Here is a 26,595-nt window from a genome sequence, read left to right as displayed (position 1 = left end):
CTGTGCCCCGGCGGATATCCGCCGGGGCACAGCTCTTTTCGTCGTCTGGGACGGAGCGGAGCGCCTCGCTGTCAGGCGGGGCGCCGCCGGGGCTCCGTTACTTGCCCAATTTGCGCCGCTGGACCCTCGTCGCCTTCAGCCGCTTGCGGTATTTCTTCTTCGACATCCGCTTGCGGCGCTTCTTGATCACAGAGCCCATATAGGAGCCTTCCTCGTGTTTTGTCCAGGGGCGCTCGCATACGGCGCCAAGTTTTACAGCCAGCGATTCAGCATACGCGCTCGCGCGCGCGGACCCAAATCGAGCAGCCGTTTCGTCTGGGCCCGACCGGCCCGGACGGGCTATCCGGCAGAGTAGTAACTGGTCTCCAAGTAGTCGTGCACGGCTTTGGAGTGCACCCGGAACGAGCGGCCGACTCGGACGGCGGGCAGCTCCCCGCTGTGCACGAGCCGGTACACCGTCATCTTGGAGACCCGCATAAGCCCGGCCACCTCGGCGACGGTCAGGAAACGGCTCTCGCCGCCCACCAGGCCGGGGGTCGCGACGAGTTTGTGCTCGGTGCCCTCGCTGTTGTGAGGGGGCTTTCTCGCTGCCATGGCTCCATCCTACGTCTCAGGCTTATATCGGGTTCATATCGGCCAGTCGGATCCCGGCGTGGCCCACATGTCACAGTTATGCTCAGTGGAGCTTAACCGTAACATCGGATTCTGACCAGTCGAGGCTTCTCACGAACCGGACGGCTTGGGCTTGCCCAGCTCGGCGCTGCGGGCCGTCGCGGCTTGCACGGCGTCGATCACCGCAGCTCGAAGACCTTTTCGCTCAAGCTCGACCAAAGCTGCCGCCGTGGTCCCGCCCGGCGAGGTCACCTCCGACCGCAGATCCTGCGCGACCGCCCCCTCCTCGCTGAGCAACGCTGCCGCGCCGATGATCGTTTGACGCACCATCTGCCGCGCCAGCCGGTGTTCGAGGCCGACCGAGACCGCAGCGTCGACCATCGCCTCCGCGAGCAGGTACACGTACGCGGGCCCCGACCCCGCGACTGCGGTGACCGCGTTGAGCTTGCTCTCGGCGACGACCACCAAATCCCCCAGCGGTTCGAGCAGCTCGGCGGTCAGCGCCAGATGCCCGTCCCGGGCGAAACGCCCCGGAGCCGCCGCTGTCATGGCTTGGCGCGCTCGGATCGGGGTGTTCGACATCAGCCGGATCACCGGCGTGCCCGCAGGCAGCCCGGCCTCGTACTGCGCGATCGGCACGCCCGCCGCGAAGGAGACGACGAGCTGGTCCACGGCGGAATCGCGCAGCGGGACGACGAGCTCGCGCAGCACGGCGTCCACATCGGTCGGTTTCACCGAGATGACGACGACATCGGCGCCTTCCGCCACCTCGGGGATCGAGCCGGTGCGGATCCCGAGCTGCTCGCCGAGCGCCCGCGCCCGGCCCTGGTCGGCCTCGGAGAGCCGCAGCGAGCTCGGCGGGCGTCCTGCCGCGATGAGCCCCGAGAGCAGCGCTTCGCCAAGTTTTCCCCCACCGATGATCGCGACTGCGGTCATAATTGCTCTCCATCTTCCGGTTCGACTGCGTTCTTGACGAGCTCTGCGCTCTTGGCCGGTCTTCGTCCCGGCCGCGCGAGATGCTCGCGGGCGAAGGCGAGGGCCTCGGCGAGCATAGCCTTGCGCTCGTCGCGGTCCTGCGCGGCTTTCGTGCTCACTTCGAGCACCACATGGCCGGAGAAGCCGCTCCTCGCGAGCCTGCGGCACAATTCGGCGCAGGGCTGGTTGCCTTTGCCCGGCAGCAGGTGCTCGTCCACTGGAGAGCCTGTGCCGTCGCCGAGATGCACGTGCGCGAGGCCCTCCCCCATCCGGTCGGCGAGGTCGAGCGCGTCGACCTGCGCCGTCGCGGCGTGCGAGAGGTCGAGCGTGTAGTGGTCGTAGCCCACATCGGTGGGGTCGGGCGAGGGGTCGAAGGCGCTGACCGACTCGGGGGCTCCCGTCCGGTTTTGCAGCCTGCGGCCCGCCCAGGTGTCCCAAAGCTTGCCGAGCCGGACCGGGAACATGTTCTCCACCGCGACTTTCACGCCGCCCTGGGACAGTTCCGCGACTTGGTCGCGGAATCCGGCGCTATAGCGCCGCTGCCAGCGGAACGGCGGATGCACGACCACGACGTCCGCCCCGAACTCCTCTGCCGCGCCGACCGACCGGGCGAGTTTGGCCACCGGGTCCGATCCCCACACTGTCTGCGAGAGGAGCAGGCAGGGCGCGTGCACCGACAGCACGGGGACGTTGTGCTGTCGCGAGAGCGCCGCGACGGCGCGGACGTCCTGGCTCATGGTCTCCATCCACACCATGAGCTCGACGCCGTCGTACCCGAGCTCTTCGGCGTAACGGAAAGCTGCCCGCGTGTTCTCCGGGTACACCGACGAGGTCGAGAGGGCCACGCGAATCGCAGATCGGTGCCCGTCTGCGGCGGCAGCATGCCTGAGCGCCGGGTCGGTCATCTGCCAAAGAGCGAGAGCGCCAACGGGCCGAAGCACACCCAGAGCCCCACAACGCCCGCCACGGCCATGCTCGCCCAGTCGTTCGTGCGCCGCAGCCAGCGGACTCCGAACACCAGGACCGCGATGACGAGCAGGGAAAGCACGACGGCGAACGCCGGGGAAAACGCCCACACCTGTCGGAACACCCAGAACAGCACGCCGCCGACGAGGAAGCCGACGACGAACTGCAGGGCGATGGAAGCCCAGGTCGGGAGCCCGGCGGCGGCGAGTTTGTCCACAGCCCCGCCCACACCGGTGCGGTGGACCGGCTCGCCGTGGCTTCTGCGTTTCGCGAGCACTTCTCGGGCGCGCTCGAGCTGGTCGGCCTTGAACGCGCTGATGCGTTTGTGCGGTTTCGCCCCGTGCTCGTCGTGCTCCTGCCCGCCTGCTTCGGCAGGCTCGGCCTCCTGCGGCGAAACGGCTGCCGCGTCGACAAGCGCTGCTTCCGGGGTTCCCGGCGCTGCGGACCAGTCGTGCTGCTCTGCGGCTTCCGGCTCGTGCCCGGTCGTCCCGGACTGGGCCTCGGGCTCTCCCCAACCGACGTGGACGGCTTCTGCCGCAGCGGATTCGGGGGCCGTGTCGTGCTCGCTCTGGAAATCTTGCGTCTCGAACGCGGAGTGCTCTTCGTGCTCCTCCTGCGCCAACGGCTCCCACCGGCTCTTCTCGACAGCCTCGGCGTCGGGCTCGGCAGCCTCGGCGTCGGGCTCGACAGCCTCGGCAGGCGCGTGCGGGGGCTCTTCCGGGTAGATCGAGGGCCCGCCCTCCAGCTCCTCGGGCTGCCCGTTCGTCTCGTCTCGGTCTTGGACCCGCTCGATCTCGCCGGAGAGCACGCGGAAGTCCCACTCGCGGTCGCGCTGGTCAAGGTGCGCGTCGGGGTCTTCGCGCTTCGGCCAGCCCGACCACTTGCGCCCGGTCTGCTCTTTTTCTTTTCGCCCGGCCTGCTCCGCGCGGTGGGTGCGCGGCGGCGTGCCTTCGCGGACGACGGGGATCTCGCCGGTCAGATCTCCGACGGAGACGCTGTTCGTGCCGCCGCGGTGCCTGCGCGAACGTCCCCCCAGGACGACATCGGACTCCTCTTTGCCCATTCGGGCCAAGAGGTCCTTCACCGAGACGCTCGGCTGATCCTGTTCTTCCATGGTCTGCTCACTCTACTCGGCTCTGGACCCGCATGGGCCACATACGCCTCATTGCGCACGCGTTAACGTTGCGAACAGAATACCGCCCGTTGCTGGCAAAGGGTAATCACCGGTCGCTTCGCGTCACTTTGACACCAACGGGGCCACATCCGGCCCTGGCAGGAAGACGGGGTGGATCTCCGCGTCGAGGCGGCGCAAGATCACTCCTTCCCGCAGCGCCCAGGGACAGATCTCCAACGACTGGACGCCGAAGGCCCGCATCGCCGCCTCGGCGACGAGCGCCCCCGCGACGAGCTGGTGCGCCCGGTCCGAGCTGACGCCGTCGAGCGTCGCGAGGTCTGCGGAGCTCATCCGCGAGATGAACGCGGTGAGCTGCCGCAACGCCTGCAGGCTCAAGGACCGGCGCACGAGCGGGCCCGCCGACGACGGCGCGGCGCCCGTGAGCCGGGCCAGCGAGCGGAACGTCTTCGAGCTCGCGACGGCGAGATCGGCAGGGTCGTATTGCGCGAACCGCCGGGCAGTCGGGGCGATCTGCGTCTCCAGCCACTCCCGCAAGCGGGAGACCTGGGCGGCGGTCGGCGGATCGCCCGCCCCCCAATGGCGGGTCACCCGCCCGGCGCCGAGCGGAAGCGACTCCACCACCTCTGGCTCCTCGTCGCCGCCAAGGGCGAGCTCCAACGAGCCGCCGCCGATGTCGAGGCCGAGGATGCGGCCTGCGCCCCAGCCGTGCCAGCGCCGCATCGCGAGGAAGGTCAGCTGGCCCTCCTCCGCGCCGGAGAGCACTGTGAGCTGGACCCCTGTTTCCTCCCAGACTCGTTTGAGCACTCGGTCCGCGTTCGTTGCCTCGCGAATAGCCGAGGTGACGAACGCCATGACCTCGGCGCAGCCGGACTCCCTGGCGAGCTCGGCGGAACGGTTGACCGCCTCGACCAGCTGGCGCTGGCCCTTCTCGGTGACCGCGTGCCGCGAGTCCATCTGCTCGGCGAGCCGTAGGACCGACTTGGTCGAGCTCATCGGCGTCGGCCGCCCGCCGCGATGCGCGTCGACGATCAGGAGGTGCACCGTGTTGCTGCCCACGTCGAGCACGCCGAGTCGAAGATGCATAACGTCCTTTCGTTAGGGCTGTGGTCGCCCGATGATGGCATCTCGCTCCGCCTCCACCGCCGGCGAGGCAGGAACGAGTCGCAAGCGACGCTGTTGTGTGCTGTGGTCTCTGGATCGGCGAAGCCTCTCCCCACTTCGTGGGGCCCCACGACCGCCGATCCCTCCGACGGTCGCGTTGAGCCGCATGCTCAGGCCTCCAGCTTGTACCCTAGGCCGCGCACGGTGACGAGCCGCTCGGGCTTCGCCGGGTCGTCTTCGATCTTCGAGCGCAGCCGCTTGACGTGCACGTCGAGCGTCTTGGTGTCGCCGACGTAGTCCGCTCCCCAGACCCGGTCGATGAGCTGGCCGCGCGTGAGCACCCGGCCCCGGTTGCGCATGAGGTATTCGAGCAAGTCGAACTCTTTGAGCGGCAACGTGACCTGCTTGCCGTGCACAGACACCAGGTGCCGGTCCACATCGAGTTTGATCGGGCCTGCGTCGAGCACCCCGTCGAGGCTCGACTCCGCCTCGGACTCCTGGCCCCGGCGGAGCACCGCCCGGATCCGCGCGGTGAGCTCGCGGGCCGAGTACGGCTTGGTGACGTAGTCGTCCGCGCCGAGCTCGAGCCCGACGACCTTGTCGATCTCGCTGTCCCTGGCGGTCACCATGATCACGGGCACCGAGGAGCGGGCCCGCAGCTGTTTGCAGACGTCGTTGCCGCCCATGCCCGGAAGCATGAGGTCCAGCAGGACGATGTCGGCCCCGGTCCGGTCGAACTCGGTGAGCGCGGTCGGGCCGTCGCCCGCGATCACGGTCTCGAAGCCTTCCTTGCGCAGCAAGAAGGCAAGCGGGTCGGCGAGAGACTCCTCGTCTTCGACAATCAGCACTCGGGTCATAGCGGCTCCTTCGTAGGTTTACGGAGTGGACGAGGTGTGGGCGGTGGGCTTCGGGGAGTCCGGGTCCGGCGGGGCCCCGGGCGTGCGGCTGCTCGCGGGCAGCTCCAATGTGAACGTGGAGCCTGTGCCGGGTTTGCTCCACAGCCGCACCGAGCCGCCGTGGTTGACCATGACGTGCTTGACGATGGCGAGGCCCAGGCCGGTGCCCCCCGTGGCCCGCGACCGCGCCTTGTCCACCCGGAAGAAGCGCTCGAACACCCGCTCTTGGTGCTCGGGGGCGATGCCGATGCCCCGGTCGGTGACGGCCAGCTGCGCCATGCCGCCCTGCACGCGCCGCGACACGGAGACCGAGGTACCGCTCGGGGAGTAGGCCACCGCGTTGGACAAGAGGTTGGACAGGGCCGTGACGAGGAGCGCGCGGTCCCCCATGACTTCGAGCCCGCTCGGCGAGTCCATGGTGATGCCGATGCCCAAGGCCTCCGCCGTCAGCCGCAGCCGGTCGACGGCCTCGTGGACGACCTCGTCCACCTTCACGACTTCCACATGCGGGAGCTTCTCCGCGCCCTGCAGCCGGGAGAGGGCGATCAGCTCGGTGACCATCATGGCGAGCCGGTTGGCCTCCGCGTGCATCCGCTTGCCGAAATGGCGGACCGCCTCGGGGTCGTCGGCGGACTCCATGAGCGCCTCGGAGAGGAGCGAGAGGCCGCCGACCGGGGTCTTGAGCTCGTGGCTGACGTTCGCGACGAAGTCCCGCCGCGCGGTCTCCATGCGCATGGCCTCGGTGACGTCCTCCACGAAGAGGATCGCGCAGGGCTCGCCGCCGACCGAGGCGCCGACGATCTTGGCCTTGACGACGACCTCGGGCTTGCTGCCCCGGGCCGCGGGGAACCGCAGGTGCTTTCCGACCAGTTCGACGGACTGGCTCTCGGCGCAGGATTCCCGGCGGTGGCGCGCGATCGCCTCGGCGGCGGCTTCCGCGAGCAAAGCGGTGAGCTTCCCGCCCTGCACCACGCCGAGCTCTTGCGAACGGGGGTTGGCGACCAGCACCGCCTCGTCCTCGTCGACCACGACGACCCCGCCAGGCGACGCGGCCAAGACCGCGGCCAGCAGGCTGGCCGACGAGTCCGGTATCGCCACGACCTCGCCCGGGGGCGAGGCGTCTGGCTTGCGGCGCAGCCGTCCTGGGCGCAGCAATTGGTTCAAAGCCACACTTGCATAGTAAAGCCCGCACGACCTGCGGGGGAACCATTGTCGCGTCTTGCCCGCGCCAGCTGGCGGAGATTCACCGATTGTTCACAGCACGCACGCCTGCGGTTCATCTCGCGAGGATCCCCCTGCCCGGCTCACAGCCCCCACGCCTGCGCCAGGAGCTCGTGCGAGCGGACCCGGTCCGCGAAGTCGTGCGTGATCGTCGTGACCACCAGCTCGTCCGCCTTGGCGAGCTTCACGAGCGCGCGCAGCCCCCGGGCCACGGTCGAGGGCGACCCGACGAACTGCGTGCGGAGCCGGTCCTCCACGAGCAGCCGCTCTGCCCTGTCGAGGGCGGGCAGCTCGCCATGGGCCGAATACGGCTCGGCCCCGCCCTTGGCCCGGATGCTGTGCACCCATCTGCCGTAGCCGGAGGCCAGCTCGCGCGCCTTCTCGTCGGTCTCCGCCACGACCACGTCGGCGGAGACGACGAGACGCGGCTCGGAGAGCGCTTTGGACGGGGTGAACTCTTCGAGGTACGCCGCCGCGCCGTCCAAGGCCGTCCCCGGCGTCACGTGGTAGCTCGTCACGAACGGCAGGCCGTTGCGGGCCGCCGTGCTCGCGCTCTCCCCGCGCGAGCTGCCGAACACCCATGGCACGAGGTCGGACTCCTCCGCCGAGGCGACACGCACCGGCGTCCCCGCCGAGGTGGTCCGGACCCCCGCGAGGAGGTCGAGGATCTCCTCCACTTGGTCCCTGTATCGGGGGGCCGAGCTGCCCGGCAGGAACAAATGGGCCTCGCGGGCGACCCGCTCCGCGAAGTCGCCGTACCGCAGCGCGGGCGCCGTGGGGACGAGCACGCCGTCCACCCACGGCCACGAGTCGGGGTCGGGCGGCTCCGGGTCGGGATGCTGCTCCGGCCTGCCCGCGCTTTCTTTGACGCGTTGCGCCGCCCTGCCCACCCCGAGGTCCACCCTGCCCGGGTAGAGGGCGGCGAGGATCGCGAACCGCTCGACGACGAGCGTCGCCGGGTAGTACCCGAGCAGCACGGCGGCCGACCCCGCCCGGATCCGCTCGGTGGCCGCGAGGACCTGCCCGACGAGCACGTCCGGCGATGTGCTCGCCACTGCGGCGAAATGGTGCTCGGCGAACCAGTACCGGTGGTAGCCGAACGACTCGGCGGCCTTCGCCAGCTCGACGCTCTGCCGCAGCGCCGCAGCGGGGCTGGAGCCGGAGACCGTCGGGGAAAGGTCGAGCACGGACAGAGGGATGGGCATACGTGAGATCAAGCCGTTCGCGCCGCCGCGTATTCCGCTCTCCGTGAGCGAATGCCGGGCCTGCTACTCCCCTGCCAGCGCCTGCTCGAGGTCGAGGAGCAGGTCCTCGGTGGACTCCAGGCCGACCGAGAACCGGACCACCGCGTCGGACAGCCCGATCGCGGCGCGGCCCTCTGGCCCCATCGCCCGGTGCGTGGTCGTCGCCGGGTGGGTGATCAGGGATTTCACATCGCCGAAGTTGTTTGAGATGTCCACGATCTGCAGGCGGTTGAGGAAGTCGAACGCCTTGGCCTTCGCGTCGTCGGCCTTGAGCGCGAAGGTGATGCACGTGCCGCCGCCGAGCATCTGCGCCTTGGCGAGCTCGTACTGCGGATGCGACTCGAGGAACGGGTAGCGGACCCATTCGATCTCCGGCTGCTGCTCCAGCCACTCCGCGATGGCGAGCGCGGACGCGGTCTGCGCCTTGGTCCGCAGGCTCAGCGTCTCAAGGCCCTTGGTGAGCACCCACGCGTTGAACGGCGACAGGCTCGGCCCGGTGTGGCGCATCGTGAACTTGACCGGGCCGTCGACGAACTCCTTGGTCCCGAGGATCGCCCCGCCCATCGCGCGGCCCTGGCCGTCGATGAGCTTGGTGCCCGAGTACACCACCACGTCGGCGCCGAGCGGGATGCTGCGCTGCGCGGCAGGCCCGGTGAAACCGTTGTCGAAGACGACCTTCGCGCCCGCCGCGTGGGCGAGCTCGGACACCTTCGCGACGTCGACCAGCGTCTGCATCGGGTTGGCGGGAGTCTCGAAGAAGACGGCCTGGGTCGGCACGGAGAGCGCCTTCTCCCACTGGCCGAGGTCCTCGCCGTCCACGAACACGGTCTCCACGCCCCAGCGGGGCAGGATCTCGTTGCAGATGATGAAGCAGGAGCCGAAGAGGCTGCGCGCGGCGACGAGGCGGTCGCCCGCCTTGAGGATCGAGGCGAGCGCGGTGAAGACCGCCGCCATGCCGGTCGCCGTCGCGAACGCGGCCTCGGCCCCTTCCAGCAGCGCGATCCGGTCTTCGAACGTCGCGACGGAGGGGTTCGCGAAGCGGGAGTACTGGAAGCGGTTGATCTCGCCCGCGAACGCGGCCTCGGCGAGCTCCGGCGAGTCGTACACGTACCCCGAGCTGAAGTAGATGGACTCGGAGGTCTCCTCCCACTGCGAGCGGCGCAGGCCGCCGCGCACGCCGATGGTTTCCAGGCTGACGCCTTCGGGGAGGGGGCGGTTTCGTTTCGGCTGCTCGGTCACACGGACATCTTACGATCCGTGCTCAGGACTGCCGCCAGGGCAGCCCGACCGCGCGCCAGCCGGTCGAGCCCCGGTGCTTCTCGCCGTCGAGGGCGCCCTCGAAGCCGTCGAGGATGTTGTACGCGGGCCCGAGGCCTGCGGCGGTCGCCGCGACGGCGGCGGCGATGGAGCGCTGGCCGGAGCGGCAGAGGAAGACCACCGGGGCCTCGCCGCGGACGCCTGCCGCGCGCAGCTCGTCGAGGAAGCCCGCGTTGGGCGCGCCGTTGGGGTACGTCGTCCACTGGGCGAGCACGACGGTCTTGCCGAGGCCGGAGACGTCGGGCACGCCGACGAACTTCCACTCCGCGTCGGTGCGGACGTCCACCAGCACGGCGGACGGCTCGCCCTCGAGGATCTCCCAGGCCTGCTGGGGAGTGATGTCGCCTGCGTAACTCATATCCCTAGCCTCGCATACTTTCCAGCGGCCCGTGACAAGCCCCTCCGTCGAGATCGGCGGGCACGGGCGCGGCGGGGGCCGCCCGCCTGCCCGAGCGCTGGGTGGCCACGACGCAGCCGAGGACCAGGACCGCCGCCACGGGCGCGAGCGGCGGCACTCGCTCCCCGAGGAGCGTCGCCGACCAGCACAACGTCATCAGCGGCTGGGCCAGCTGCAACTGGCTCGCTTTGGCGACTCCGACGAGCGCCATCCCCCGGTACCAGACCACGAACCCGCCGAACTGGGAGATCAGCGTGACATAGGCGAGGCCGAACACCGACTTCGCCGTCAGTCGCATCGGCTCGGCCTCGAGCGCGAGCGCTGAGACCACGGCCATCGACGGCAGCCCCGCGACCAAGCCCCATGCGATGACCTGCCAGCCCGGCATATGCGCGGACAACCGCCCGCCCTCGGCGTAGCCCGCCCCGCAGACCAGCACCGCCGCCACGAGGTAGAGGTCGCCCGTTGTGGGCAGGCCGTGGTTTTGGCTCAGCGCGAATCCGACGACCACGGCGGCCCCCGCCAGGGCGGCGAGCCAGAACGCGCGGGATTGGCGGCGCCCGGTGCTCCAGCTGCTGAACGCGGCGGTCGCCAGCGGCAGCACGCCGATCACGATCACCGAGTGGGAGGTGGACGAAGTCGTGAGCGCGAGGCTCGTCAACAGCGGGAATCCGACGACGCATCCGGCCGCGACCACGAGCAGCCCCCGCCAGTCCGAGCGGCGCGGCAGCGGCGCGCGCATCGCGACCAGGCATACGGCGGCGAGGAGGCCTGCGAACGTGCCGCGCAGGCCGGTGCTCGTCCACGGGCCGAACCCGGTGAGCGCCCACGCCGTGGCGGGCAGGCTGAAGGAGAAGGCGGCGACGCCGAGGAGGGCGAAGAGCATTCCCTTGCCGGATCGGTCCACCGCTACCGCAGGGCGCTGCGTAGCGCTACTATGTATTATCATGTTTGATAGTAGCAGTTCCGAGAAGATCCTCAAAGACCTGCGCGACGAAGTGAAGCGCTATCCAATCGGCGTGAAGCTGCCGTCGAACCGGGAACTGGTCAAGCGCTACCAGGCGAGCGCGGGGACGGTCAGCCGCGCCATCGCCGCGCTCGCCGCCGAGGGGCTCGTCGACGCCGTGCCGGGGTCGGGGGTGTTCCGCGCCCGCGAACGCGCGAAACGCCCCGGGACGATGGACTGCTCGTGGCAGGAGGTGTCGCTCAACGCCGAGCCGGGCGGCCTGCCCGCGACCGTCCGGCACGACGCGGCCAGCCTCCTCGCCTACCTGCAGACTCCGCCGCCCGGAGCGATGGACCTCGCCAGCGGCTACCCGCACTCTTCGCTGCAGCCCGAGCAGGCGCTCTCCTCGGCGCACGCCAGGGCGGGCCGCAGGCCCGGCGCCTGGACCCGGCCGCCCGTGGAAGGGATCGCGGAGCTGCGCGAATGGTTCGCCCGCGACATCGGCAGCGCGCCCTCCCCGTCCGACGTGCTGATTTGCGCGGGCGGGCAGAGCGCGCTGGTGTGCACGCTGCGCTCGCTCGCGCAGCCCGGCGCCGCCGTGCTCGTCGAGTCGCCGACCTATCCCGGAGTCCTCGCCGCGGCCAGGGCGGCCGGGCTGCGGCCCGTCCCGGTCCCGGTCGACGCGGACGGCGTCCGCGTCGAGCTGTTGGCCAAGGCGTTCACGAGCTCGGGGGCAGGCGTGTTCGTCTGCCAGCCGCTCTTCCAGAACCCCACCGGCGCGACCCTCGCCGCCGAGCGACGGGCGCCCGTCCTCGAAGCCGCGCGGGCAGCGGGCGCCTTCGTGGTGGAGGACGACTTCGTGCGCCGCCTCGGCCACGGCGCCCCGCTCCTGGCTCCGCTGGTGGAGGACGACCAGGACGGACGGGTGGTCCACATCCACTCCTTGACCAAAGCCACCTCGCCCAATCTGCGGATCGCGGCGCTCGTCGCGCGGGGCGCCGCGTTCGAGCGGTTACGAACCGCGCAGGTGATCGACAACTTCTTCGTCCCAAAGACCTTGCAGGAGACGGCTCTGGAGCTTGTCGGCTCGCCTGCCTGGCCCCGGCACCTGCGCTCGCTCGCGGCCGAGTTGCGCGAGCGCAAGGAGCTCGCGGTCGCGGCGCTCGGCGAGCACCTGCCCGAGTTCGAGGTGACGCTTGTCCCGAAAGGCGGCTACCACCTGTGGCTGAGGCTGCCCGAGGACTCCCCGGCCGAGACGGACGTGGTCGCATCGGCCCGACGGGCCGGAGTCCTGGTGACGGCGGGCGGGCCGTACTTCGCGAGCGAGCCCTCCGCCCGTTTCTTGCGGTTGAGCTACGCGGCGGCCCCGAGCGCCGCGGGCGTCCGAGACGGGGTTCGTAGGCTGGCCGAGGGATGGCGCTCGGTTGGCGCGTCGTAGACTGGTGCCCTGCCCTGCCCGTGCGCAGCTATGCGTACTGAGTGAAAGTGTGAGATGACCGAAGCCAATACTGCTGCCCCGTTGCGTGTCGCCGTCGTCGGAGCGGGCCCTGCGGGCATCTATGCCTCCGACGCGCTCATGAAGTCCGACGTGCCGGTCTCCATCGACCTCTACGAGAAGATGCCCGCGCCCTTCGGCCTGATCCGATACGGCGTCGCGCCGGACCACCCCCGGATCAAGGGCATCGTGCGAAGCCTGCACCAGGTTTTGGACAAGCCGCAGATCCGGCTTCTCGGCCATGTGGAGTTCGGCAAGGACATCGATGTCGATTTCCTCTCCAAACATTACCATGCGGTCATTTTCTCCACCGGAGCGGTGCGCGACCGGGGCCTCGGGATCCCCGGGGTCGACCTCGACGGCAGCTACGGCGCGGCTGAGTTCGTCGGCTGGTACGACGGCAACCCGGACTTCCCCAGGACGTGGCCGCTGACCGCGCGCCAGGTCGCCGTGCTCGGCGTCGGGAACGTCGGCCTCGACGTGGCCCGGATCCTCGCCAAGACCGCGGAGGACCTCCTGCCGACCGAGATCCCGCCGAACGTGTACGAGGGCCTGCAGGAGAACCAGGCGGTCGAGGTGCACGTCTTCGGGCGGCGCGGCCCCGCGCAGGCGAAGTTCACCCCGTTGGAGCTGCGCGAGCTCGACCACTCGAAGACCATCGAGGTCATCGTGGACCCGGAGGACATCGACTACGACGAGGGCTCCGAGCAGGCCCGGCGCGAGTCGAAGATCACCGACATGGTGGCGACGATCATCCAGGACTGGGCGATCCGCGACCCCGGCAGCCGTCCGCACAAGCTCTACCTGCACTTCTTCGAGTCCCCGGCGGAGATCCTCGGCGAGGACGGCAAAGTCGTCGGCCTGCGCACCGAGCGGACCACGCTCACCGGCGACGGCAATGTGAAAGGCACGGGGCAGTTCAAAGACTGGCCGGTGCAGGCCGTCTACCGTGCCGTCGGCTACTACTCCGACCCGTTGCCGGGGATCCCGTTCGACGACGAGGCCGGGGTCATCCCCAACGAGGAGGGCCGGGTGCTCGGCTCGGGCGACGAGCACATCACGGGGCTGTTCACCACGGGCTGGATCAAGCGCGGGCCCATCGGCCTCATCGGGCACACCAAGGGCGACGCCAACGAGACGGTGGCGAACCTGCTCGCCGACCACGCCGAGGGCAAGCTCTGGGCCCCCGAGCGCACGAGCCTCGAAGCCGTCGACCAGTACTTCGCCGACAAGGGCCACGAGGTGACCACCTGGGACGGCTGGTACCGGCTCGACGCGCACGAGCGCAGCCTCGGCGAGCCGCAGGGCCGCGAGCGGGTCAAAGTGGTCGAGCGCGAGCACATGCTCCACGCGTCGCGCGAGCAGTGACCGCAGAGCAATAACCCCGCAGGGCAGCACCCCGGCGCGGCGACCCGCGTGCGGGGGGCTCAGACTCGCGCCGCGGCGACCGTCGTCCAGCGCGTCTCGGTGAACGCGGCCAGATTGCCGAGCCCGCCGAAGTGCGAGCCCGCGCCAGACGCGCGCACCCCGCCCATCGGCGCGAGGGGCGTGTCGGCGATCGTCTGGTCGTTGATATGCGCGATCCCGGTGGGGATCCGGTCGGCGATCTCCAGGCCCAGCGCCACGTCCGGGGCGAGCACCCCGAGGGTGAGCCCGTACTCCGAGTCGTTGGCGATGGCGACGGCCTCGTCGACATCGGCGAACGCGCGCACCGCGGCCACCGGGCCGAAGACCTCGTTCGCGTACGCCGGAGTGTCCGCCCTGGCCCCGGCGAGCACGGTCGGGCGGTAGAACAGCCCGTCGTACCGCCCGCCCTCGACCAGCTCGGCGCCCTGCTCGACGCTCCCCGCCACGAGGGCGTGGATCCGGTCGCGCTGCCGCTCGTCGATGATCGGCCCCAGATCGGTCTCTGGCCGCGTCGGGTCGCCGACGCGCAGCCCGTGGGCGATCGCGGCGAGCCTCGCGACGTACTCGTCGGCGATGTCCTCGTGCACCAGGTGCCGTCCGGTCGCCATGCAGATCTGCCCCTGGTGGAAGAACGAGCCGCGCGCGCCGAGCCGGGCGGCCCAGTCGAGGTCGACGCCGGGCAGCACCACGAGCGCGGAGTTGCCGCCCAATTCGAGATGCGCCTTGGCGAAATGGCTCGCGGCGGCCTGGCCGACCGCCCTGCCCGCCGCCGTCGAGCCGGTGAACGACACCACGTCGACCTCGGGCCGCGCGACGAGCGCGGCCCCGACCTCCGCGCCTGCGGGCAGCACCGAGAGCAGGCCTGCGGGCAGCCCCGCTGCCTCGAACGCCGCCGCGACGGCGGCGCCGCCGGAGACCGCGGTGCGCGGGTCCGGTTTGAGGATCACCGCGTTGCCGAGCGCGAGCGCGGGGGCGACAGAGCGGACGGCGAGCTGCAGCGGCGCGTTGAACGGGGCGATGACCGCGACGATCCCGGCGGGCACGCGCGTCGCATAGCTCAGCAGGCCTCTGGCCGCCTCGACCACTTCGCCGACCGGGTGCAGCGCCAAGGCCGCCGCCGCGAAGCACTCGCCGGTCGCGAGCTCGGTCTCGAAGGCGGCTTTCTCGCTTGTCCCGCCGCCTTCGCGGATCAACCAGCCCGACACCTCCGCCGTGGCCTCGACCAGGGCCTCGCCCGCCCTCCGCAGCACGGCGGAGCGCTCCGCCGCCGACGCTGCCGCCCATGCGGGCTGCGCCTGACGCGCGACGGAGACCGCCCTGGCCAGGTCGTCCTCCCCAGCCAGCCCCACGACTCCGAGCTGTTGCCCGGTCGCGGGCTCCACGACCGGGTGCTCTCCGCCGCTCCCCCGCGCCCATTCGCCGAGGAAGATATTCTTCGCCCACGTTTCTGCTCGCAGCAGCGCCATCGTTGCCTTCCTTCGTGCTCGATCGCTGGTTCGGTCGTCATTCCCGGTAGTCGGGGTACCAGGGGGTCGGGTCGACGTCGCGGAACTTCGCGCGCTCGAAATGCTCGCGCAACGCGTAGGGCTTGGTCGCGTCGTAGATCAATTTGGCGGTCACGCCCTTCGCCGGGATGGCCGGGTTGTACGCCGGGGTCTGCGAGGGGTCGAGCACGTGGCCCGCGACACCGGGCAGGACGACCAGGTCCTTGTCCGCCTGGAACCGGTTGGTCATCGCCCAGAGCACGTCGTCGCTGTCGAACGGGTCCACATCCTCGTCCACCAGCACGACGTGCTTGAGCTCGGCGTAGGTGCCGAGGGCGAGGATCGCGGCCTGCCGGGCGCGCCCGTCCTCGAAAGCGCTTCGCTTGCGCACCTGGAGGATCGACAGGAATTTCCCGCCGCCCGCGGTGTGCGCGTGCACCTGGGTCACAAAGCCGGGGAACGCCCGCTCGCAGGCGTTGAAGATCGCCGCCTCGGTGGGGATGCCCGCGAGGTTCGTGTGCTCCTCGCCCGGCCCGACCAGCGTCTGCACGATGGGGTTGCGACGCGTGGTGATGGCGGTGACCTTGATCAGCGGCAATGCCGGGTTCGCCGGGCCGTTGCAGCCGGGGAACTCGGGCATGGCGTGGCCGGTGTCCGTGTTCTGGTCCTCGCGCACGCGCACGTCCGGCAGGATCTCGCCCTCGATGACGATCTCCGCCCGCGCGATCGCCTTTTGCGCGACCGACACGCATTCGACCAGCTCGACGGGAGCGCCGCGCAGGCTGCCCCCGATGGTCAGCTCGTCGAAGCCCAGCGGGGTCGCCGGGGCCTCGAAGCTGGCCCCGAGGCACACGGCGGGGTCGAGGCCGATGTTGATCGAGATCGGCAATGCCTCGCCCCGCTTCTCCGCCTTCTCGCGGAACGCGTCGATATGCCTGCCCGGCGCGAAGAAGATGGAGATCTCGTCGCGTCCCTGCACGCAGAGGCGGTGGATCGTGACGTCGCTGTGCCCGGTCTCAGGGTCCGAGCCGAGGACCAGCGCCTCGCAGAAGTAGGGCCCGGCGTCCTCGTCCGTGTTCGTCGGCGCGGGCAAGAGCGCGCGCAGGTCGAAGTCCGGCGACTCCGCGAGGTGCACCACCTCTTGGCAGGGGGCCTGGTCCGCAGGCACGAGCACCGGCTCGACCGGGTTGCGCACCGCCTCCGCCATCCGCTGGGTGAGCTGGCGCGGATCGGTCTCCATGAGGATCCCGACCCGTTCCCTGCTCGCGAGGAGGCCGACGAGGACGCGGGCTCCGGGGTACCCCTTGATGTTCTCGAAGAGGATCGCGGGACCGAGCTTGGTCGGACGTCGGACGGTCCCGCCCGCGCCGACGCGTTTGTAGACCCCGGCCAATTCGCCTTTCGGATCGATCGGATGCGATGTGGTGTGCAGCTGTCCGGGGTGCTCGGCCAACCGCGCCAACGCCGACCGCAGGTCGTGCGCTGTCGCTGTTTTATTCGCCATCTCGGGCTCCTTCTTCCTGGTCCGTATGTCGAAGCCGCTGGCCGATCCGGTTGCCGAGCGGTTGGAACCGCCACTGGTGCGGCGGGCGCTCGCACAGCTCGTCCGGGGCCGCAGGCACCTGCGGCGCCGTCTGGCCCCCGGTCGCGATGATCACCAGCCGGTCGTCCGCGGAGTGGTAGAGCTGCACCTGGCAGCACGGGTCGGCCGCCAGCAGCGCCGGGACCGCTGTGTCCGCCGCCCAGCCGACGAGCCCCGGCAGCCCGCCGGGCACGGCCACCGCCTCCCACATCGTGGTCCGGTAGGTCATGGCCGCCCCCGCAACGGCGGGACGGCGGGGACCTGCGGGGCGTTCTCGATGTCCGCCCGTGTCATCCGGAACTCGGCGGGGTAGCTCGCCCGCTCGGTGCGCCGGGCGGGCTCGGTGGACCGCCAGGTGTAGAGGCATGTCCCGCATTGGAAGACCTGCCACACGCCGGGGACCGGGGACGTCGCGAGCAATGTCGCGACGCCGTCCTCGCAGCGCGGGCAGGGCGGGTTCGAGATGCTCATAGTTCCTTCCTTCTCCTTCGTCCTCGACGTTTCCCTCAGCGCTTCGCCAGCATGGCGGCCAGCCGGTCGGCCCATTGCGCGGTCTCGGGCAGGTCGCGCACCGGCTGGCTGTAATGGCCGCGCGTGTCGGGGGACGTCGGGGTGGTCGCGTCGATGACCAGCTTGTCGGTGATCCCGGCGGGCGAAGAGCCTGGGTCGAGCTCCAGCACGGACATGTTCGGCAGCTGCACCAGATCCCCCGCCGGGTTCACCTTGGTGGACAGCGCCCACATCACCTGCGGCAGGTTGAACGGGTCGACGTCCTCGTCCACGACGATCGCGATCTTGACGTAGCCGAGCCCGTGCGGGGTGGTCATCGCGCGCAGCCCGACCGCTTTGGCGAAGCCGCCGTAGCGCTTCTTGGTCGAGATAATCGCCAAGAGGCCGTGCGTGTACATCGCGTTGACCGCCTGCACCTCCGGGAACTCCGCTTTGAGCTGCTGGTAGAGCGGCACGCAGGTGGCCGGGCCGATCAGATAGTCGATCTCGGTCCACGGCATGCCGAGGTACAGGGACTCGAAGACCGGGTCGGTCCGGTGCGAGATCCGGTCGACGCGGACCACGGTCATGTTGCGGCCGCCGGAGTAATGGCCGGTGAACTCGCCGAACGGGCCCTCGATCTCTCGTTTCCGCCCTTCGATCACGCCCTCGAGGAGCACTTCCGAGCCCCACGGCACGTCGAAGCCGGTGAGCGGGGCCGTCGCGATGGGATACGGGGCCCCGCGCAGCGCCCCCGCCATCTCGTACTCCGACTCGTCGTACTTGAGCGGGGTGCCGCCCATGAGGGTGATCACCGGGTCGTTGCCGAGCGCGATGGCCACCGGCAGGTCTTCGCCGCGCTCCTCCGCCTTGCGCAGCTGCAGCGCGATGTCGTGCATCGGCACGGGCTGCAGCCCCAGCTTGCGCTTGCCCTTCACCTGCATCCGGTAGATGCCGACGTTCTGCTTGTCGAAGTTGTCCGGGTCGTCGGGGTCGCGGGAGACCACCGAGGCCTTGTCGAGGTAGAAGCCGCCGTCGCCGTCGTTGAGCCGGAAGAGCGGCAGCACCGAGAACAGGTCGACGTCCTCCCCTGCCACCGTGTTCTGCGCCCAGGGCGGGTTCGCGCGACGCTCCGGCGGCACGGGGAAGGTCTCCCAGCGGCGGATGTACTCGGCGATCTGGTCTTTGACGCTCGTCCCGGCGGGCAGGCCGAGGGCGAGCGCGTGATTGCGCCACGACCCGTGCACGCCGACGGCCACTTTCGCGTCGACAAAGCCCGCGATGTTGTCGAAATACAGCGCGGGAGCGCCGTCGCCGAGCCTGCAGGCCGCGTTTGCGGCCGCCGCGATGTCCGGCTCCGCCGACACCTGGTCGGCGATGCGCAGCAGTTGGCCCTGCTTGTCCAGCTCGCCGAGGAAGCTGCGCAGATCGTCAAAGACGGGCGGAGCCATGGCCGTTCACCTCTGTTCCGTGGTCTGTTCCGGCTTGGCGCGCCGCCGACGCGGGCATGCCCGCCCAGCGCCGCGCCCTCGGCGCGGGCAGGTCGAACTGGTCGAGGACTCGGGCCACGGTGTGGTCGACGATGTCGTCCACCGTTTCCGGGTGGTTGTAGAAGGCGGGCATGGGCGGCACGATGCGCACGCCCATCCGCGCGAGGGCGAGCATGTTCTCCAAGTGGATCTCGCTCAGCGGCGTCTCGCGGGGCACGAGGACGAGTTTGCGGCGCTCCTTGAGCACCACGTCGGCCGCGCGGCCCAGCAGGCCCTCCGCGTAGCCGCTGCGGATGCCGGCGAGGCTCTTCATGCTGCACGGGACGACCACCATCCCGTCGGTGCGGAAAGAGCCGGAGGAGATCGGCGCGGTCTGGTCGTCCGGGCTGTAGCTGTGGTCCGCGAGGGCGGCCAGCTCTTTCGCCGAGCACGGGGTCTCCAACGAGATCGTGGTCCTGGCCCAGCGGGTCAGCACGAGATGGGTCTCGACCGGCGTGCCGCCCTCGTTGATCTCGCGGAGCGCGCGCAGCAGGGCGACTCCGAGTGGGGCCCCGGTCGCTCCGGTCATCCCGACGATGAGTCTCATGGCTCCTCCTGTTCGCATCGGTATTATCGTTCGTATGCGAATGATAATACCAGAAACCTGGCCTCGGCGCCCGGACGACGGGCGGCGAACGGGGAGGCGACAATAACCCCATGCCCGAATTCCCCCTCAGCGACGAAGTCCTCCACCTGATGCGCCGCATCATGCAGGAGCACGCGTCGCTGTGGCAGCGCCATCTGCCCGAGCTCACCAAACCGCAATACGCCGTGCTGCGGGTGATCGGCGAACAACCTGGAATCGAGCAGATCGCCGTGACCTCGGCCGCCGCCATCACCTCGGCGACCCTCGCCGAGATGCTCGGGCGGCTCGTCGAACGCGGGCTGGTGGACCGCAAGACCGATCCGGACGACGGCAGGCGGCGGCTTCTGGCCCTGACCGAGCAGGGCGTGGCGCTCGTGCGTTCCGCGAAGCCGAAAGCCGACCACATCGACCAGCTGCTGCTGGACCGCCTTGAGCCGGGGTCGGCAGCCTTGCTGCAGCGGCTGCTGCGCCAGATGGCCGTCCCGTCCGCCTGAGCGGAGCCCCGAGGCCCGGCGGAGCTCAGTGCGCGTGGCCGAAGGGGTCCGTGACGCCCTGCATCCACGGGTCGTGGGTCTCGCGCCGCCACGTGTCGAGCTGCGCGCGAAGCTCGGCCAGCGTCTGGGCGTGCTCGGGCCGCTCCGCGAGGTTCGCCAGCTCCAACGGGTCCGCCGCCAAGTCGTAGAGCTCTTCGGCGGGCCTGCGCAAGAAGGCCTCGACGCCGCGCTGGCCGAGCTTCGCGCCCGGGGTCGAGCTGATCGCCTTCCAGCTCGGCCCCTCCGCCATGTCGGAGGCGATGTCGAAGGACAGATGCGGTTCCAGGTTGCGGTAGTAGCTGTGCTGCCGCGTTCGGACCGACCGCATCGGGTAGTACTGGTTGATCTCGTGGAAGGAGTGCGTGGCGAAGACGCGGTCCCAGCCTGCCGGGTCCTCCTCGCCGAGGATCGGCAAGAGCGAGCGGCCCGGCAGCTTGTGCCGGTAGCCCTCGGGCGGGCTCGCCCCGGCCCAGTCGAGCAGCGTGGGGGCGATGTCGATCCAGCTCGCCATCGCGCGGCTGCGCGTGCCCGGCCTGCCGAGCCCTGGGGCGCGGACGATGAGCGGCAGGTGGATCCCCTCGGTGTACAGGGCGTCCTTCGCGCCGGGGAACGGCCTGCCGTTGTCGCTGAGGTACACGACCAGTGTGTCGTCCGCGCGTCCCGCCGCTTCGAGCTCGCGCAGCAGGAGCCCGACTCCCGCGTCCATCCGGCTCACCGACTGGTAGTAGTCCGCCAGGTCCTCGCGGACCGGGGGCAAATCCGGCAGGTGCGAGGGGATCTGCACGTCCGACGGCGCGTAGCGCTCGGTCGGGACCTCGGGCCAGTCCCTCGTGTTGCCGAACCCCCCGGGCGCGCGGTGCGGGTCGCTGAAGCCGACGATGAGCAGGAACGGCCTGCCCGCTTGCTCGCGCAGCCATCCGCCCGCCGCGTGGGCCAGGCGGGCCACGTCCCGGTTCCCGGTCTCCTCGGGGGCGAGCTCGGCGTCGAACGTCATCGGCTTGACATGCTTCTTGCCGACCAGCGCAGTGGCGAGCCCGGCCTGTTTCATCATGTCGGAGATCGTCCGCACGTCGTCGAGGAGCGAGAAGTTGTGCACGTCGTGCGAGAGGCCGTACATGCCGTTGGTGTGGGAGTACAGCCCGGTGAACATGGTGGAGCGGCTGGAGCTGCACGAGGAGACCGTGGCATAGCCCTCGGCGAAGAACGTCCCCTCCTGCGCCAGCCGGTCCAGCGCCGGAGTCTTCACCGGCACGCCCAAACTGGACATGTCGGAGCCGTGGTCGTCGGCGATGACCAGGAGCACGGACCGCCTGCGGCCGCCTGCGGGCGGGGAGGATGTCGACATGTCGCACGCAGCGGCTCCGAGCGCGAGCGCGGCGGCGGACAGGCCGAGCAGTTGTCTGCGGTCGAGTTCCATGGCGGCCTCCCCAGTCAGTCGGAAATCGAGTTCAGCTGGAAATCGAGTATCGCACGATCCGGCGAAGGCGTCGGACCCCGCCGATACGCTCGAAGCGTCCGTATGAACATTGTCGAGAGGACGTGAGATGGTCAAACTCCTTATGGGCCCGGCCGGGGACGAGCGCTCCGGCCTGGTCGAGTGCCTCGCCCAACAACAAGAGGCGTTCGTCGCGGCAGCCCACGGGCTGACCGACGAGCAGGCCCGCGCCAAGCCTGCCGCGAGCGAGTTGTCCATCGGCGGATTGGTCAAGCATGTGGCCTTCGCGCAAAGAATCTGGACAGAACGGATACGCGCGGCTCCGAACCGTTCCGAAGCCCCGGCCGACTCCTCCGCGCACGGCGACAGCTTCCTGCCCGGCCCGGACGAGACGCTCGAAATACTGCTCGCGAAGCTCGAAGCGCAGAACGCCGCGACCCGGCGGGCGATCGAGGAGGCCGGCCTCGACACCCCTCTTCCCGTGCCGACCCACTCGCCGTGGTTCCCAAAGGACGTCGAGGCGTGGAACGTGCGCTGGGTGGCGCTGCATCTCGTCCAAGAGCTGGCCCGCCACGCCGGACATGCCGACATCATCCGCGAGTCCCTCGACGGCGCGACGATGTACGAGCTCGTGGCCGCCGCTTCGGGCACGCCCGAGACCGACTGGCTCAAGCCCTGGCGCCCTGCGGAGGCATGAGGCCGAAACGACGTCGGACCCCGCCGATACGCTCGAAGCGTCCGTATGAACATTGTCGAGAGGACGTGAGATGGTCAAACTCCTTATGGGCCCGGCCGGGGACGAGCGCTCCGGCCTGGTCGAGTGCCTGGCCCAACAACAAGAGGCGTTCGTCGCGGCAGCCCACGGGCTGACCGACGAGCAGGCCCGCGCCAAGCCTGCCGCGAGCGAGTTGTCCATCGCCGGGCTGGTCAAGCACGTCACGAGCGTGCAGCACGAGTGGACCAAGCGGGTGCTCGCCGCCCCGGACCGCCCCGAGGCTCCCGTCGCCTCCTCCGCGCACGGCGACAGCTTCCTGCCCGGCCCGGACGAGACGCTCGAAATATTGCTCGCGAAGCTCGAAGCGCAGAACGCCGCGACCCGGCGGGCGATCGAGGAGGCCGGCCTCGACGCCCAGGTCCCTGTCCCGACGAACGCGCCGTGGTTCCCGAAGGACCTCGTGTCGTGGTCAGTCCGCTGGGTGGCGCTGCACCTCGTCCAAGAATTGGCCCGCCACGCCGGACATGCCGACATCATCCGCGAGTCCCTCGACGGCGCGACGATGTACGAGCTCGTGGCCGCCGCTTCGGGCACGCCCGAGACCGACTGGCTCAAGCCCTGGCGCCCGCCCCAGGGCGTTTAGCCCGCGAACGCCTGGTAGTCGGCCGAATCGCCGACCAGCGCCCGGCTGGCCCGCCCGTCCACGCCGACCGGCACGTCGCCCGCGACGGTGACCCGGTGCAGCTTGCGGAATTGGCTGTCATAGTCCGACACCCCGTAGTGCTGCGTGGCGCGGTTGTCCCAGACAGCGATGTCGCCGAGGCTCCAATGCCAGCGGACGGTGTTCTCCAACTTGGTGATCCGGTCCTGGAGGATCCGGTAGACCGCGTCGGACTCTGCGGGCTTGAGGTCGAGGATATGGCTGATGAACTGGCCGAACAGCAGGGTGCGCTCCCCCGTCTCCGGGTGCACGCGCACCACGGGGTGCTCGGTCTCGTACTGCACGGAGCGGAACTCCTCGTATTGGGCGCGGCCCTTGGTCTCGTCGTGGCCCTCGGTCGCGGCGCGCTCGTGGGTGCGGGCGTAGTCGTAGCGGTTGGTGTGCACCGCGCGCAACGACTCGGCCAGAAGGCGCAGCGGCTCCGGGAGCCGGTTGTAGGCCGCCGTGGTGTTGGCCCACGCCGTGGTGCCGCCGTACTCGGGCAGGGCGATCGCGCGGAGCACGGAGAACGCGGGCGGGCTGTCCACGAACGTCACGTCGGTGTGCCAGCTGTCCGAGCGCCCGTGCTCCGAGCTGACCTCCAAGACCGCGCCGTCGACGCGGGACCGCAGCGTCGGGTGCCCGAGCGTGAGCGGGCCCAGCAGCTGCGCGAACGCGCGCTGCCCCGCGTCGTCGAGGTGGTCCTGGCCCCGGAAGACGACGACCTTGTGGTCGACGACCGCCTTGCGGATCGCGAGCGCCGTCTGCGGGTCGAGGCCGCCGCCGAGCCGGAGCCCGACGACCTCCGCCCCGATGTCGGCGGTGAGTTTGCGCAGCGCGGCTCCCTCCGGCAGGCTCGCGGCATGCGTGTGGGGCGCGTAGGTGGCGGTCATGGCTTCTCCTTCTCGTGATACGGCGATATCGGGGGCTGATGCGGGTCTGGGCTGGAGGTCTGGGGTCCGGTCATCCCTGCTCGCGCCATCGGGAGGCGCGTCGTTCGAGAGCGACGATGACGGCGTTCACCAGGAAGCCGATCAGGGCGATGGCGAGGACGCCGACGTACATGTCCGGAATCGCGAAGCTCGACTGGGCGGCGGTGATCAGGTAGCCGAGCCCGGCGCGGGCGCCCACCATCTCGGCCGCGATCAGCACCAGGATGCTGGCGGCCGCCGCCTGCCGGACCCCGGTGAAGACCGATGGCACCGCGCTCGGCAGCACCACCTTGGCGAAAAGCGCCACATGCCCGAAGCCCATCGACCTGGCGGCTTTGACCAGGAGCGGGTCGACCGCCCGGACCCCCGCGATGGTGCCAAGGACCACGGGGAAGACGGCCGCGTAGAGCACGAGGGAGACCTTCGAGGTCTCGCCGATGCCCAGGACGAGCACGAACACCGGGAGCAGGGCGAGCGGCGCGGTGTTGCGGAACAGCTCCAGCACCGGGTTCACATAGTCGGCGACACGGGGGAACCACGCGATGGCGAGGCCGAGCGGGACGCCGAGCAGGATGGCGACCGCGAAGCCGAGCGAGGCCCTGGCGAGGCTCGCGCCCAGATGCTCGGCGAGCTGCCCGTTGCCGATCAGTTTCCAGCCGGCCTTGAGCACCTCGGACAACGGCGGCAGGAACACCGAGTCCACCAGGCCCGCCCTCGGCGCGATCTCCCACAGCAGGAGCAGCGCAACCACTCCCGCCGACTGGCGGAACGCCTTGCCCCCGATCCGCCGGAGCCGGTCCGCCCTCGGCGGGCCCTCGGCCAGGTCGGCGGGCGCAGGCGCGATCCCCAGCTCCGCGGCGGCCCCTCCTCGTTCCAAAACAGCGGCTTCAGGCAACTCGGGCCTCCCGTTCCGCTGGACGCTCGCGGCGCTCCCCGGCCTCGCGCAGCTCGCGCCAGATCTCGTGGCGGTAGCGGCCGAACACGGGCGAGGAGCGCAGGTCCTCGTCCCCCGACGTGCGACCGGGCAGCTCGATCTCGAAGATCCGCTTGATCCGCCCCGGCCTCGGCGCGAGCACCGCGACGCGGTCGCCGAGGTAGACGGCCTCCTCGATGTCGTGCGTGATGAACACGACCGTTTTGCCTGTGGAGCGCTGGATCTGCAGCAGCTGGTCCTGCAAGCCCTCCCGGGTCTGCGCGTCCAGCGCGCCGAACGGCTCGTCCATGAGCAGCACCTCCGGGTCGAAGGCGAGGCTGCGCGCGATGGCGACGCGCTGGCGCATCCCGCCCGACAGCTGCGCGGGATAGCGGTCCGCGAAATCCGCGAGCCCGACCAGGTCCAGGTAGTGCCGCGCCGTCCGGCGGCGCTCGGCGCGCGGCAGGCCCTTGGCCTCGAGCCCGAGCTCCACATTCGCCTGGGCGGTGCGCCAGGGCAAGAGCGCGTATTGCTGGAAGGCGACGCCCCGGTCGAGCCCCGGGCCGGTGATCGTTTTGCCGTCGAGCGAGATGGAGCCCTGCGTCGGCGCGGCGAGGCCGGTCAGCAGGTCCAAGAGGGTGGACTTCCCGCAGCCGGACGGGCCGACGAGGACGAAGAACTCCCCCGTGGACACCTCGAACGAGATCCTGTCGAGCGCCAAAAAGTCGCCGAAGCGCTTGCTCACGGACGAGATGACGAGTTTGGTCGCGGTGTCGTTTTTGGTCATAGTGTCGCTCCTTGTCCCTCTCCCGCGGAATACGGGTTGAACTCGTTGGTGTACGCGTCCTCGGCCTTCACCTGGCCAGGCGCGAGCTTCCCGGTGCGCACCAGCCGGTCGATCCAGACCTGGAACTCCCTGCTGCGCATCACCCCGCCCTGCGCCGGGACGGTCGAGGACAGGTAGTACTGCACCGCCTCCGTGGACTCGGCGCGGTGGCGGCGGTGGATGATGTCGAGGAACTTCGCGCGGACCTCGTCGGGCGTGCGGGCCTGCGCCCACGCGAGCGCCCGTGCCACGCCTTGGACGTAGTCTTTGAGCACGTCCTGGTTCGCCTGGATGTAGCCTTTGCGGAAGACCTGGACGCCGTAGCCGAACGGCCCGAACAGCGACTGGTCGGAGAACACCCGGCGCAGCCCGCCCCGCTTCTCCGCCGCGATGAGGAAGCCGCCGGAGAGCGCCGCGACCTGGACCTGGTGGTTGCGCAGCGCGGTCTCCTGGCTCACCGGCGGGACCACCACCTCGGTCAGCTTGCCCGCCTCGCCCTCGGAGATCCCCTGCCGGAAGAGCCACTCGCGCAGCACCATCTCGGAATGCGCCCCGAGCGTGTTGAGCGCGATCGACTTGCCGACCAGGTCCCTCGGCTCCCGGATCGGGCTGTCGTCGAGCACGACGTACGCGGTGTTCGGCATCGCCGCGTCGGCGCCGTAGTAGGTGATGACGCTCTGCACCTTCGCCTTGGCCGCCACGAGCTTGACCACGGCGCCGTCGAACGCCTGGCCGACGTCGACCTGGTCGGTGGCGACGGACTGGATGTCCTGGGGGCCGGAGGTGGTCGAGCCGACCCATTGGATCGAGACCTTCTGGAAATAGCCGAGGTCGGCGGCGAGCTCCTGCCACAACACCGTGCCCGGCCAGCCTTGGTAGCGGATGACCGCTTTCCCGTCCGCGCCGCGCACGGCGGCCGTCGGGATCGTGCAGCTCGTCAACGGCAGCGCCGCCGCGAGCAGCGCGAGCCCGGCGCACGCCCGGAGCAGGGCGCGACGGGGGGTGGCGGTCATGCGTTCCAGGTATAGCTCGGCGTGGGGGCGAGGCGCCTGGGCCAGACCGCAAGGGAAAAACGTTTGCGCAGTTCGCTGGTTATATCCGAGTTGCAATCACGCGGTCGCGGAAGTTCCGCGCCGACAACACGGCTTCACCGCGCGCT

The 26,595-nt window shown here is 70.3% G+C and carries 28 protein-coding genes; 5 read left to right on the top strand and 23 right to left on the bottom strand.

Going from position 1 to position 26,595, the window contains the following annotated elements; translation table 11 throughout:
- Positions 1–97: 97 nt before the first annotated feature.
- The 12 genes from ACRC20_RS01955 to ACRC20_RS01900 all read right to left on the bottom strand — a co-directional run bounded on the left by ACRC20_RS01955 (position 98) and on the right by ACRC20_RS01900 (position 10,750).
- Positions 98–199, bottom strand: a complete 102-nt coding sequence (locus ACRC20_RS01955) for a 30S ribosomal protein bS22 (RefSeq protein ID WP_013138554.1) — start codon at positions 197–199, stop codon at positions 98–100.
- A gap of 140 nt (positions 200–339) precedes the next feature.
- Entirely contained in the window at positions 340–594 is a 255-nt protein-coding gene (locus tag ACRC20_RS01950) for a helix-turn-helix domain-containing protein (protein ID WP_438684638.1), read from the bottom strand.
- Between the two features lie 129 nt (positions 595–723).
- Positions 724–1,548 carry a pyrroline-5-carboxylate reductase gene (proC, locus tag ACRC20_RS01945; protein WP_438684637.1) on the bottom strand — a complete coding sequence of 275 codons (825 nt, stop codon included), beginning with the start codon at positions 1,546–1,548 and terminating at the stop codon, positions 724–726.
- Entirely contained in the window at positions 1,545–2,492 is a 948-nt protein-coding gene (locus tag ACRC20_RS01940) for a sugar phosphate isomerase/epimerase family protein (protein ID WP_438684636.1), read from the bottom strand. The genes proC and ACRC20_RS01940 overlap by 4 nt, the downstream gene beginning before the upstream one ends.
- Positions 2,489–3,667 carry a hypothetical protein gene (locus ACRC20_RS01935; protein WP_438684635.1) on the bottom strand — a complete coding sequence of 393 codons (1,179 nt, stop codon included), beginning with the start codon at positions 3,665–3,667 and terminating at the stop codon, positions 2,489–2,491. Before ACRC20_RS01935 ends, ACRC20_RS01940 begins: the two co-directional genes overlap by 4 nt.
- Positions 3,668–3,790: 123 nt before the next feature.
- A complete protein-coding gene (locus tag ACRC20_RS01930; protein ID WP_438684634.1) occupies positions 3,791–4,771 on the bottom strand; it encodes a Ppx/GppA phosphatase family protein in 981 nt (326 codons plus the stop codon).
- A gap of 188 nt (positions 4,772–4,959) precedes the next feature.
- Positions 4,960–5,646, bottom strand: coding sequence for a winged helix-turn-helix domain-containing protein (locus ACRC20_RS01925; protein ID WP_438684633.1), 687 nt, complete (start codon positions 5,644–5,646; stop codon positions 4,960–4,962).
- Between the two features lie 18 nt (positions 5,647–5,664).
- Entirely contained in the window at positions 5,665–6,855 is a 1,191-nt protein-coding gene (locus tag ACRC20_RS01920; RefSeq protein WP_438684632.1) for a sensor histidine kinase, read from the bottom strand.
- 134 nt (positions 6,856–6,989) lie between these two features.
- A complete protein-coding gene (locus ACRC20_RS01915) occupies positions 6,990–8,111 on the bottom strand; it encodes an LLM class flavin-dependent oxidoreductase (RefSeq protein WP_438684631.1) in 1,122 nt (373 codons plus the stop codon).
- Between the two features lie 63 nt (positions 8,112–8,174).
- Entirely contained in the window at positions 8,175–9,389 is a 1,215-nt protein-coding gene (locus ACRC20_RS01910; protein WP_438684630.1) for an O-succinylhomoserine sulfhydrylase, read from the bottom strand.
- 22 nt (positions 9,390–9,411) lie between these two features.
- The gene (locus tag ACRC20_RS01905) at positions 9,412–9,825 is read right to left on the bottom strand and encodes a rhodanese-like domain-containing protein (RefSeq protein WP_438684629.1); all 414 of its coding nucleotides are present in this window, start codon (positions 9,823–9,825) and stop codon (positions 9,412–9,414) included.
- Between the two features lie 4 nt (positions 9,826–9,829).
- Positions 9,830–10,750: a DMT family transporter gene (locus tag ACRC20_RS01900; RefSeq protein WP_438684628.1), complete on the bottom strand. Its 921-nt coding sequence runs from the start codon at positions 10,748–10,750 to the stop codon at positions 9,830–9,832.
- Positions 10,751–10,811: 61 nt separating this feature from the next.
- Here ACRC20_RS01900 and ACRC20_RS01895 point away from each other — a divergent pair, with 61 nt between their 5' ends.
- Positions 10,812–12,248 carry a PLP-dependent aminotransferase family protein gene (locus tag ACRC20_RS01895; RefSeq protein WP_438684627.1) on the top strand — a complete coding sequence of 479 codons (1,437 nt, stop codon included), beginning with the start codon at positions 10,812–10,814 and terminating at the stop codon, positions 12,246–12,248.
- 54 nt (positions 12,249–12,302) lie between these two features.
- On the top strand, positions 12,303–13,673 hold the full coding sequence (locus ACRC20_RS01890; protein WP_438684626.1) for an FAD-dependent oxidoreductase: 1,371 nt from the start codon (positions 12,303–12,305) through the stop codon (positions 13,671–13,673).
- A 59-nt stretch (positions 13,674–13,732) separates the two neighbouring features.
- Here the strand turns inward: ACRC20_RS01890 and ACRC20_RS01885 are convergent, their stop codons facing one another.
- Genes ACRC20_RS01885 through ACRC20_RS01860 form a run of 6 tightly spaced genes read right to left on the bottom strand, consistent with a single transcriptional unit; the run spans position 13,733 to position 19,343 of the window.
- Complete coding sequence (locus tag ACRC20_RS01885) at positions 13,733–15,178, bottom strand: aldehyde dehydrogenase family protein (protein WP_438684625.1); 1,446 nt, start codon at positions 15,176–15,178, stop codon at positions 13,733–13,735.
- 37 nt (positions 15,179–15,215) lie between these two features.
- A complete protein-coding gene (locus ACRC20_RS01880) occupies positions 15,216–16,700 on the bottom strand; it encodes a UbiD family decarboxylase (protein ID WP_438684624.1) in 1,485 nt (494 codons plus the stop codon).
- Positions 16,690–17,007: a hypothetical protein gene (locus ACRC20_RS01875; RefSeq protein WP_438684623.1), complete on the bottom strand. Its 318-nt coding sequence runs from the start codon at positions 17,005–17,007 to the stop codon at positions 16,690–16,692. Before ACRC20_RS01875 ends, ACRC20_RS01880 begins: the two co-directional genes overlap by 11 nt.
- Positions 17,004–17,249 carry a non-oxidative hydroxyarylic acid decarboxylases subunit D gene (locus ACRC20_RS01870; protein WP_438684622.1) on the bottom strand — a complete coding sequence of 82 codons (246 nt, stop codon included), beginning with the start codon at positions 17,247–17,249 and terminating at the stop codon, positions 17,004–17,006. The genes ACRC20_RS01875 and ACRC20_RS01870 overlap by 4 nt, the downstream gene beginning before the upstream one ends.
- 35 nt (positions 17,250–17,284) lie before the next feature.
- On the bottom strand, positions 17,285–18,718 hold the full coding sequence (locus tag ACRC20_RS01865) for a non-oxidative hydroxyarylic acid decarboxylases subunit C (RefSeq protein WP_438684621.1): 1,434 nt from the start codon (positions 18,716–18,718) through the stop codon (positions 17,285–17,287).
- Entirely contained in the window at positions 18,699–19,343 is a 645-nt protein-coding gene (locus ACRC20_RS01860; protein ID WP_438684620.1) for a non-oxidative hydroxyarylic acid decarboxylases subunit B, read from the bottom strand. Before ACRC20_RS01860 ends, ACRC20_RS01865 begins: the two co-directional genes overlap by 20 nt.
- Positions 19,344–19,453: 110 nt before the next feature.
- Between ACRC20_RS01860 and ACRC20_RS01855 the strand changes: the two genes are divergently transcribed.
- Complete coding sequence (locus ACRC20_RS01855) at positions 19,454–19,876, top strand: MarR family winged helix-turn-helix transcriptional regulator (protein ID WP_438684619.1); 423 nt, start codon at positions 19,454–19,456, stop codon at positions 19,874–19,876.
- A 25-nt stretch (positions 19,877–19,901) separates the two neighbouring features.
- Here ACRC20_RS01855 and ACRC20_RS01850 read toward each other — a convergent pair whose 3' ends face one another.
- Complete coding sequence (locus tag ACRC20_RS01850; protein WP_438684618.1) at positions 19,902–21,332, bottom strand: sulfatase family protein; 1,431 nt, start codon at positions 21,330–21,332, stop codon at positions 19,902–19,904.
- 127 nt (positions 21,333–21,459) lie between these two features.
- Between ACRC20_RS01850 and ACRC20_RS01845 the strand changes: the two genes are divergently transcribed.
- Together ACRC20_RS01845 and ACRC20_RS01840 are read left to right on the top strand one after the other, a co-directional pair.
- Positions 21,460–22,047 (top strand): DinB family protein, encoded by a 588-nt coding sequence (locus tag ACRC20_RS01845; RefSeq protein WP_438684617.1) that lies wholly within the window; start codon positions 21,460–21,462, stop codon positions 22,045–22,047.
- Between the two features lie 70 nt (positions 22,048–22,117).
- Positions 22,118–22,708, top strand: coding sequence for a DinB family protein (locus ACRC20_RS01840; protein ID WP_438684616.1), 591 nt, complete (start codon positions 22,118–22,120; stop codon positions 22,706–22,708).
- Here the strand turns inward: ACRC20_RS01840 and ACRC20_RS01835 are convergent.
- The 4 genes from ACRC20_RS01835 to ACRC20_RS01820 form a co-directional block, all read right to left on the bottom strand.
- Entirely contained in the window at positions 22,705–23,658 is a 954-nt protein-coding gene (locus ACRC20_RS01835; protein WP_438684615.1) for a TauD/TfdA dioxygenase family protein, read from the bottom strand. The genes ACRC20_RS01840 and ACRC20_RS01835 overlap by 4 nt on opposite strands.
- Positions 23,659–23,728: 70 nt before the next feature.
- Positions 23,729–24,592: an ABC transporter permease gene (locus ACRC20_RS01830; RefSeq protein ID WP_438684614.1), complete on the bottom strand. Its 864-nt coding sequence runs from the start codon at positions 24,590–24,592 to the stop codon at positions 23,729–23,731.
- Positions 24,585–25,397, bottom strand: a complete 813-nt coding sequence (locus tag ACRC20_RS01825; RefSeq protein ID WP_438684613.1) for an ABC transporter ATP-binding protein — start codon at positions 25,395–25,397, stop codon at positions 24,585–24,587. The genes ACRC20_RS01830 and ACRC20_RS01825 overlap by 8 nt, the downstream gene beginning before the upstream one ends.
- Positions 25,394–26,449 (bottom strand): ABC transporter substrate-binding protein, encoded by a 1,056-nt coding sequence (locus ACRC20_RS01820; RefSeq protein ID WP_438684612.1) that lies wholly within the window; start codon positions 26,447–26,449, stop codon positions 25,394–25,396. The genes ACRC20_RS01825 and ACRC20_RS01820 overlap by 4 nt, the downstream gene beginning before the upstream one ends.
- Positions 26,450–26,595: the final 146 nt, after the last annotated feature.

This window comes from Segniliparus sp. (genome assembly GCF_051660745.1).
Taxonomy (GTDB): Bacteria; Actinomycetota; Actinomycetes; order Mycobacteriales; family Mycobacteriaceae; genus Segniliparus.
Note: the sequence above shows the minus strand (reverse complement) of the source record. Positions and strands in the feature narration are given on the sequence as shown.

Coding starts and splice junctions, on each gene's coding strand:
- ACRC20_RS01955 (WP_013138554.1), bottom strand. CDS start 199: ATGGGCTCTGTGATCAAGAAGCGCCGCAAGCGGATGTCGAAGAAGAAA.
- ACRC20_RS01950 (WP_438684638.1), bottom strand. CDS start 594: ATGGCAGCGAGAAAGCCCCCTCACAACAGCGAGGGCACCGAGCACAAA.
- proC (WP_438684637.1), bottom strand. CDS start 1,548: ATGACCGCAGTCGCGATCATCGGTGGGGGAAAACTTGGCGAAGCGCTG.
- ACRC20_RS01940 (WP_438684636.1), bottom strand. CDS start 2,492: ATGACCGACCCGGCGCTCAGGCATGCTGCCGCCGCAGACGGGCACCGA.
- ACRC20_RS01935 (WP_438684635.1), bottom strand. CDS start 3,667: ATGGAAGAACAGGATCAGCCGAGCGTCTCGGTGAAGGACCTCTTGGCC.
- ACRC20_RS01930 (WP_438684634.1), bottom strand. CDS start 4,771: ATGCATCTTCGACTCGGCGTGCTCGACGTGGGCAGCAACACGGTGCAC.
- ACRC20_RS01925 (WP_438684633.1), bottom strand. CDS start 5,646: ATGACCCGAGTGCTGATTGTCGAAGACGAGGAGTCTCTCGCCGACCCG.
- ACRC20_RS01915 (WP_438684631.1), bottom strand. CDS start 8,111: ATGCCCATCCCTCTGTCCGTGCTCGACCTTTCCCCGACGGTCTCCGGC.
- ACRC20_RS01905 (WP_438684629.1), bottom strand. CDS start 9,825: ATGAGTTACGCAGGCGACATCACTCCCCAGCAGGCCTGGGAGATCCTC.
- ACRC20_RS01900 (WP_438684628.1), bottom strand. CDS start 10,750: ATGCTCTTCGCCCTCCTCGGCGTCGCCGCCTTCTCCTTCAGCCTGCCC.
- ACRC20_RS01895 (WP_438684627.1), top strand. CDS start 10,812: ATGTTTGATAGTAGCAGTTCCGAGAAGATCCTCAAAGACCTGCGCGAC.
- ACRC20_RS01890 (WP_438684626.1), top strand. CDS start 12,303: ATGACCGAAGCCAATACTGCTGCCCCGTTGCGTGTCGCCGTCGTCGGA.
- ACRC20_RS01885 (WP_438684625.1), bottom strand. CDS start 15,178: ATGGCGCTGCTGCGAGCAGAAACGTGGGCGAAGAATATCTTCCTCGGC.
- ACRC20_RS01880 (WP_438684624.1), bottom strand. CDS start 16,700: ATGGCGAATAAAACAGCGACAGCGCACGACCTGCGGTCGGCGTTGGCG.
- ACRC20_RS01875 (WP_438684623.1), bottom strand. CDS start 17,007: ATGACCTACCGGACCACGATGTGGGAGGCGGTGGCCGTGCCCGGCGGG.
- ACRC20_RS01870 (WP_438684622.1), bottom strand. CDS start 17,249: ATGAGCATCTCGAACCCGCCCTGCCCGCGCTGCGAGGACGGCGTCGCG.
- ACRC20_RS01865 (WP_438684621.1), bottom strand. CDS start 18,718: ATGGCTCCGCCCGTCTTTGACGATCTGCGCAGCTTCCTCGGCGAGCTG.
- ACRC20_RS01860 (WP_438684620.1), bottom strand. CDS start 19,343: ATGAGACTCATCGTCGGGATGACCGGAGCGACCGGGGCCCCACTCGGA.
- ACRC20_RS01855 (WP_438684619.1), top strand. CDS start 19,454: ATGCCCGAATTCCCCCTCAGCGACGAAGTCCTCCACCTGATGCGCCGC.
- ACRC20_RS01850 (WP_438684618.1), bottom strand. CDS start 21,332: ATGGAACTCGACCGCAGACAACTGCTCGGCCTGTCCGCCGCCGCGCTC.
- ACRC20_RS01845 (WP_438684617.1), top strand. CDS start 21,460: ATGGTCAAACTCCTTATGGGCCCGGCCGGGGACGAGCGCTCCGGCCTG.
- ACRC20_RS01840 (WP_438684616.1), top strand. CDS start 22,118: ATGGTCAAACTCCTTATGGGCCCGGCCGGGGACGAGCGCTCCGGCCTG.
- ACRC20_RS01835 (WP_438684615.1), bottom strand. CDS start 23,658: ATGACCGCCACCTACGCGCCCCACACGCATGCCGCGAGCCTGCCGGAG.
- ACRC20_RS01825 (WP_438684613.1), bottom strand. CDS start 25,397: ATGACCAAAAACGACACCGCGACCAAACTCGTCATCTCGTCCGTGAGC.
- ACRC20_RS01820 (WP_438684612.1), bottom strand. CDS start 26,449: ATGACCGCCACCCCCCGTCGCGCCCTGCTCCGGGCGTGCGCCGGGCTC.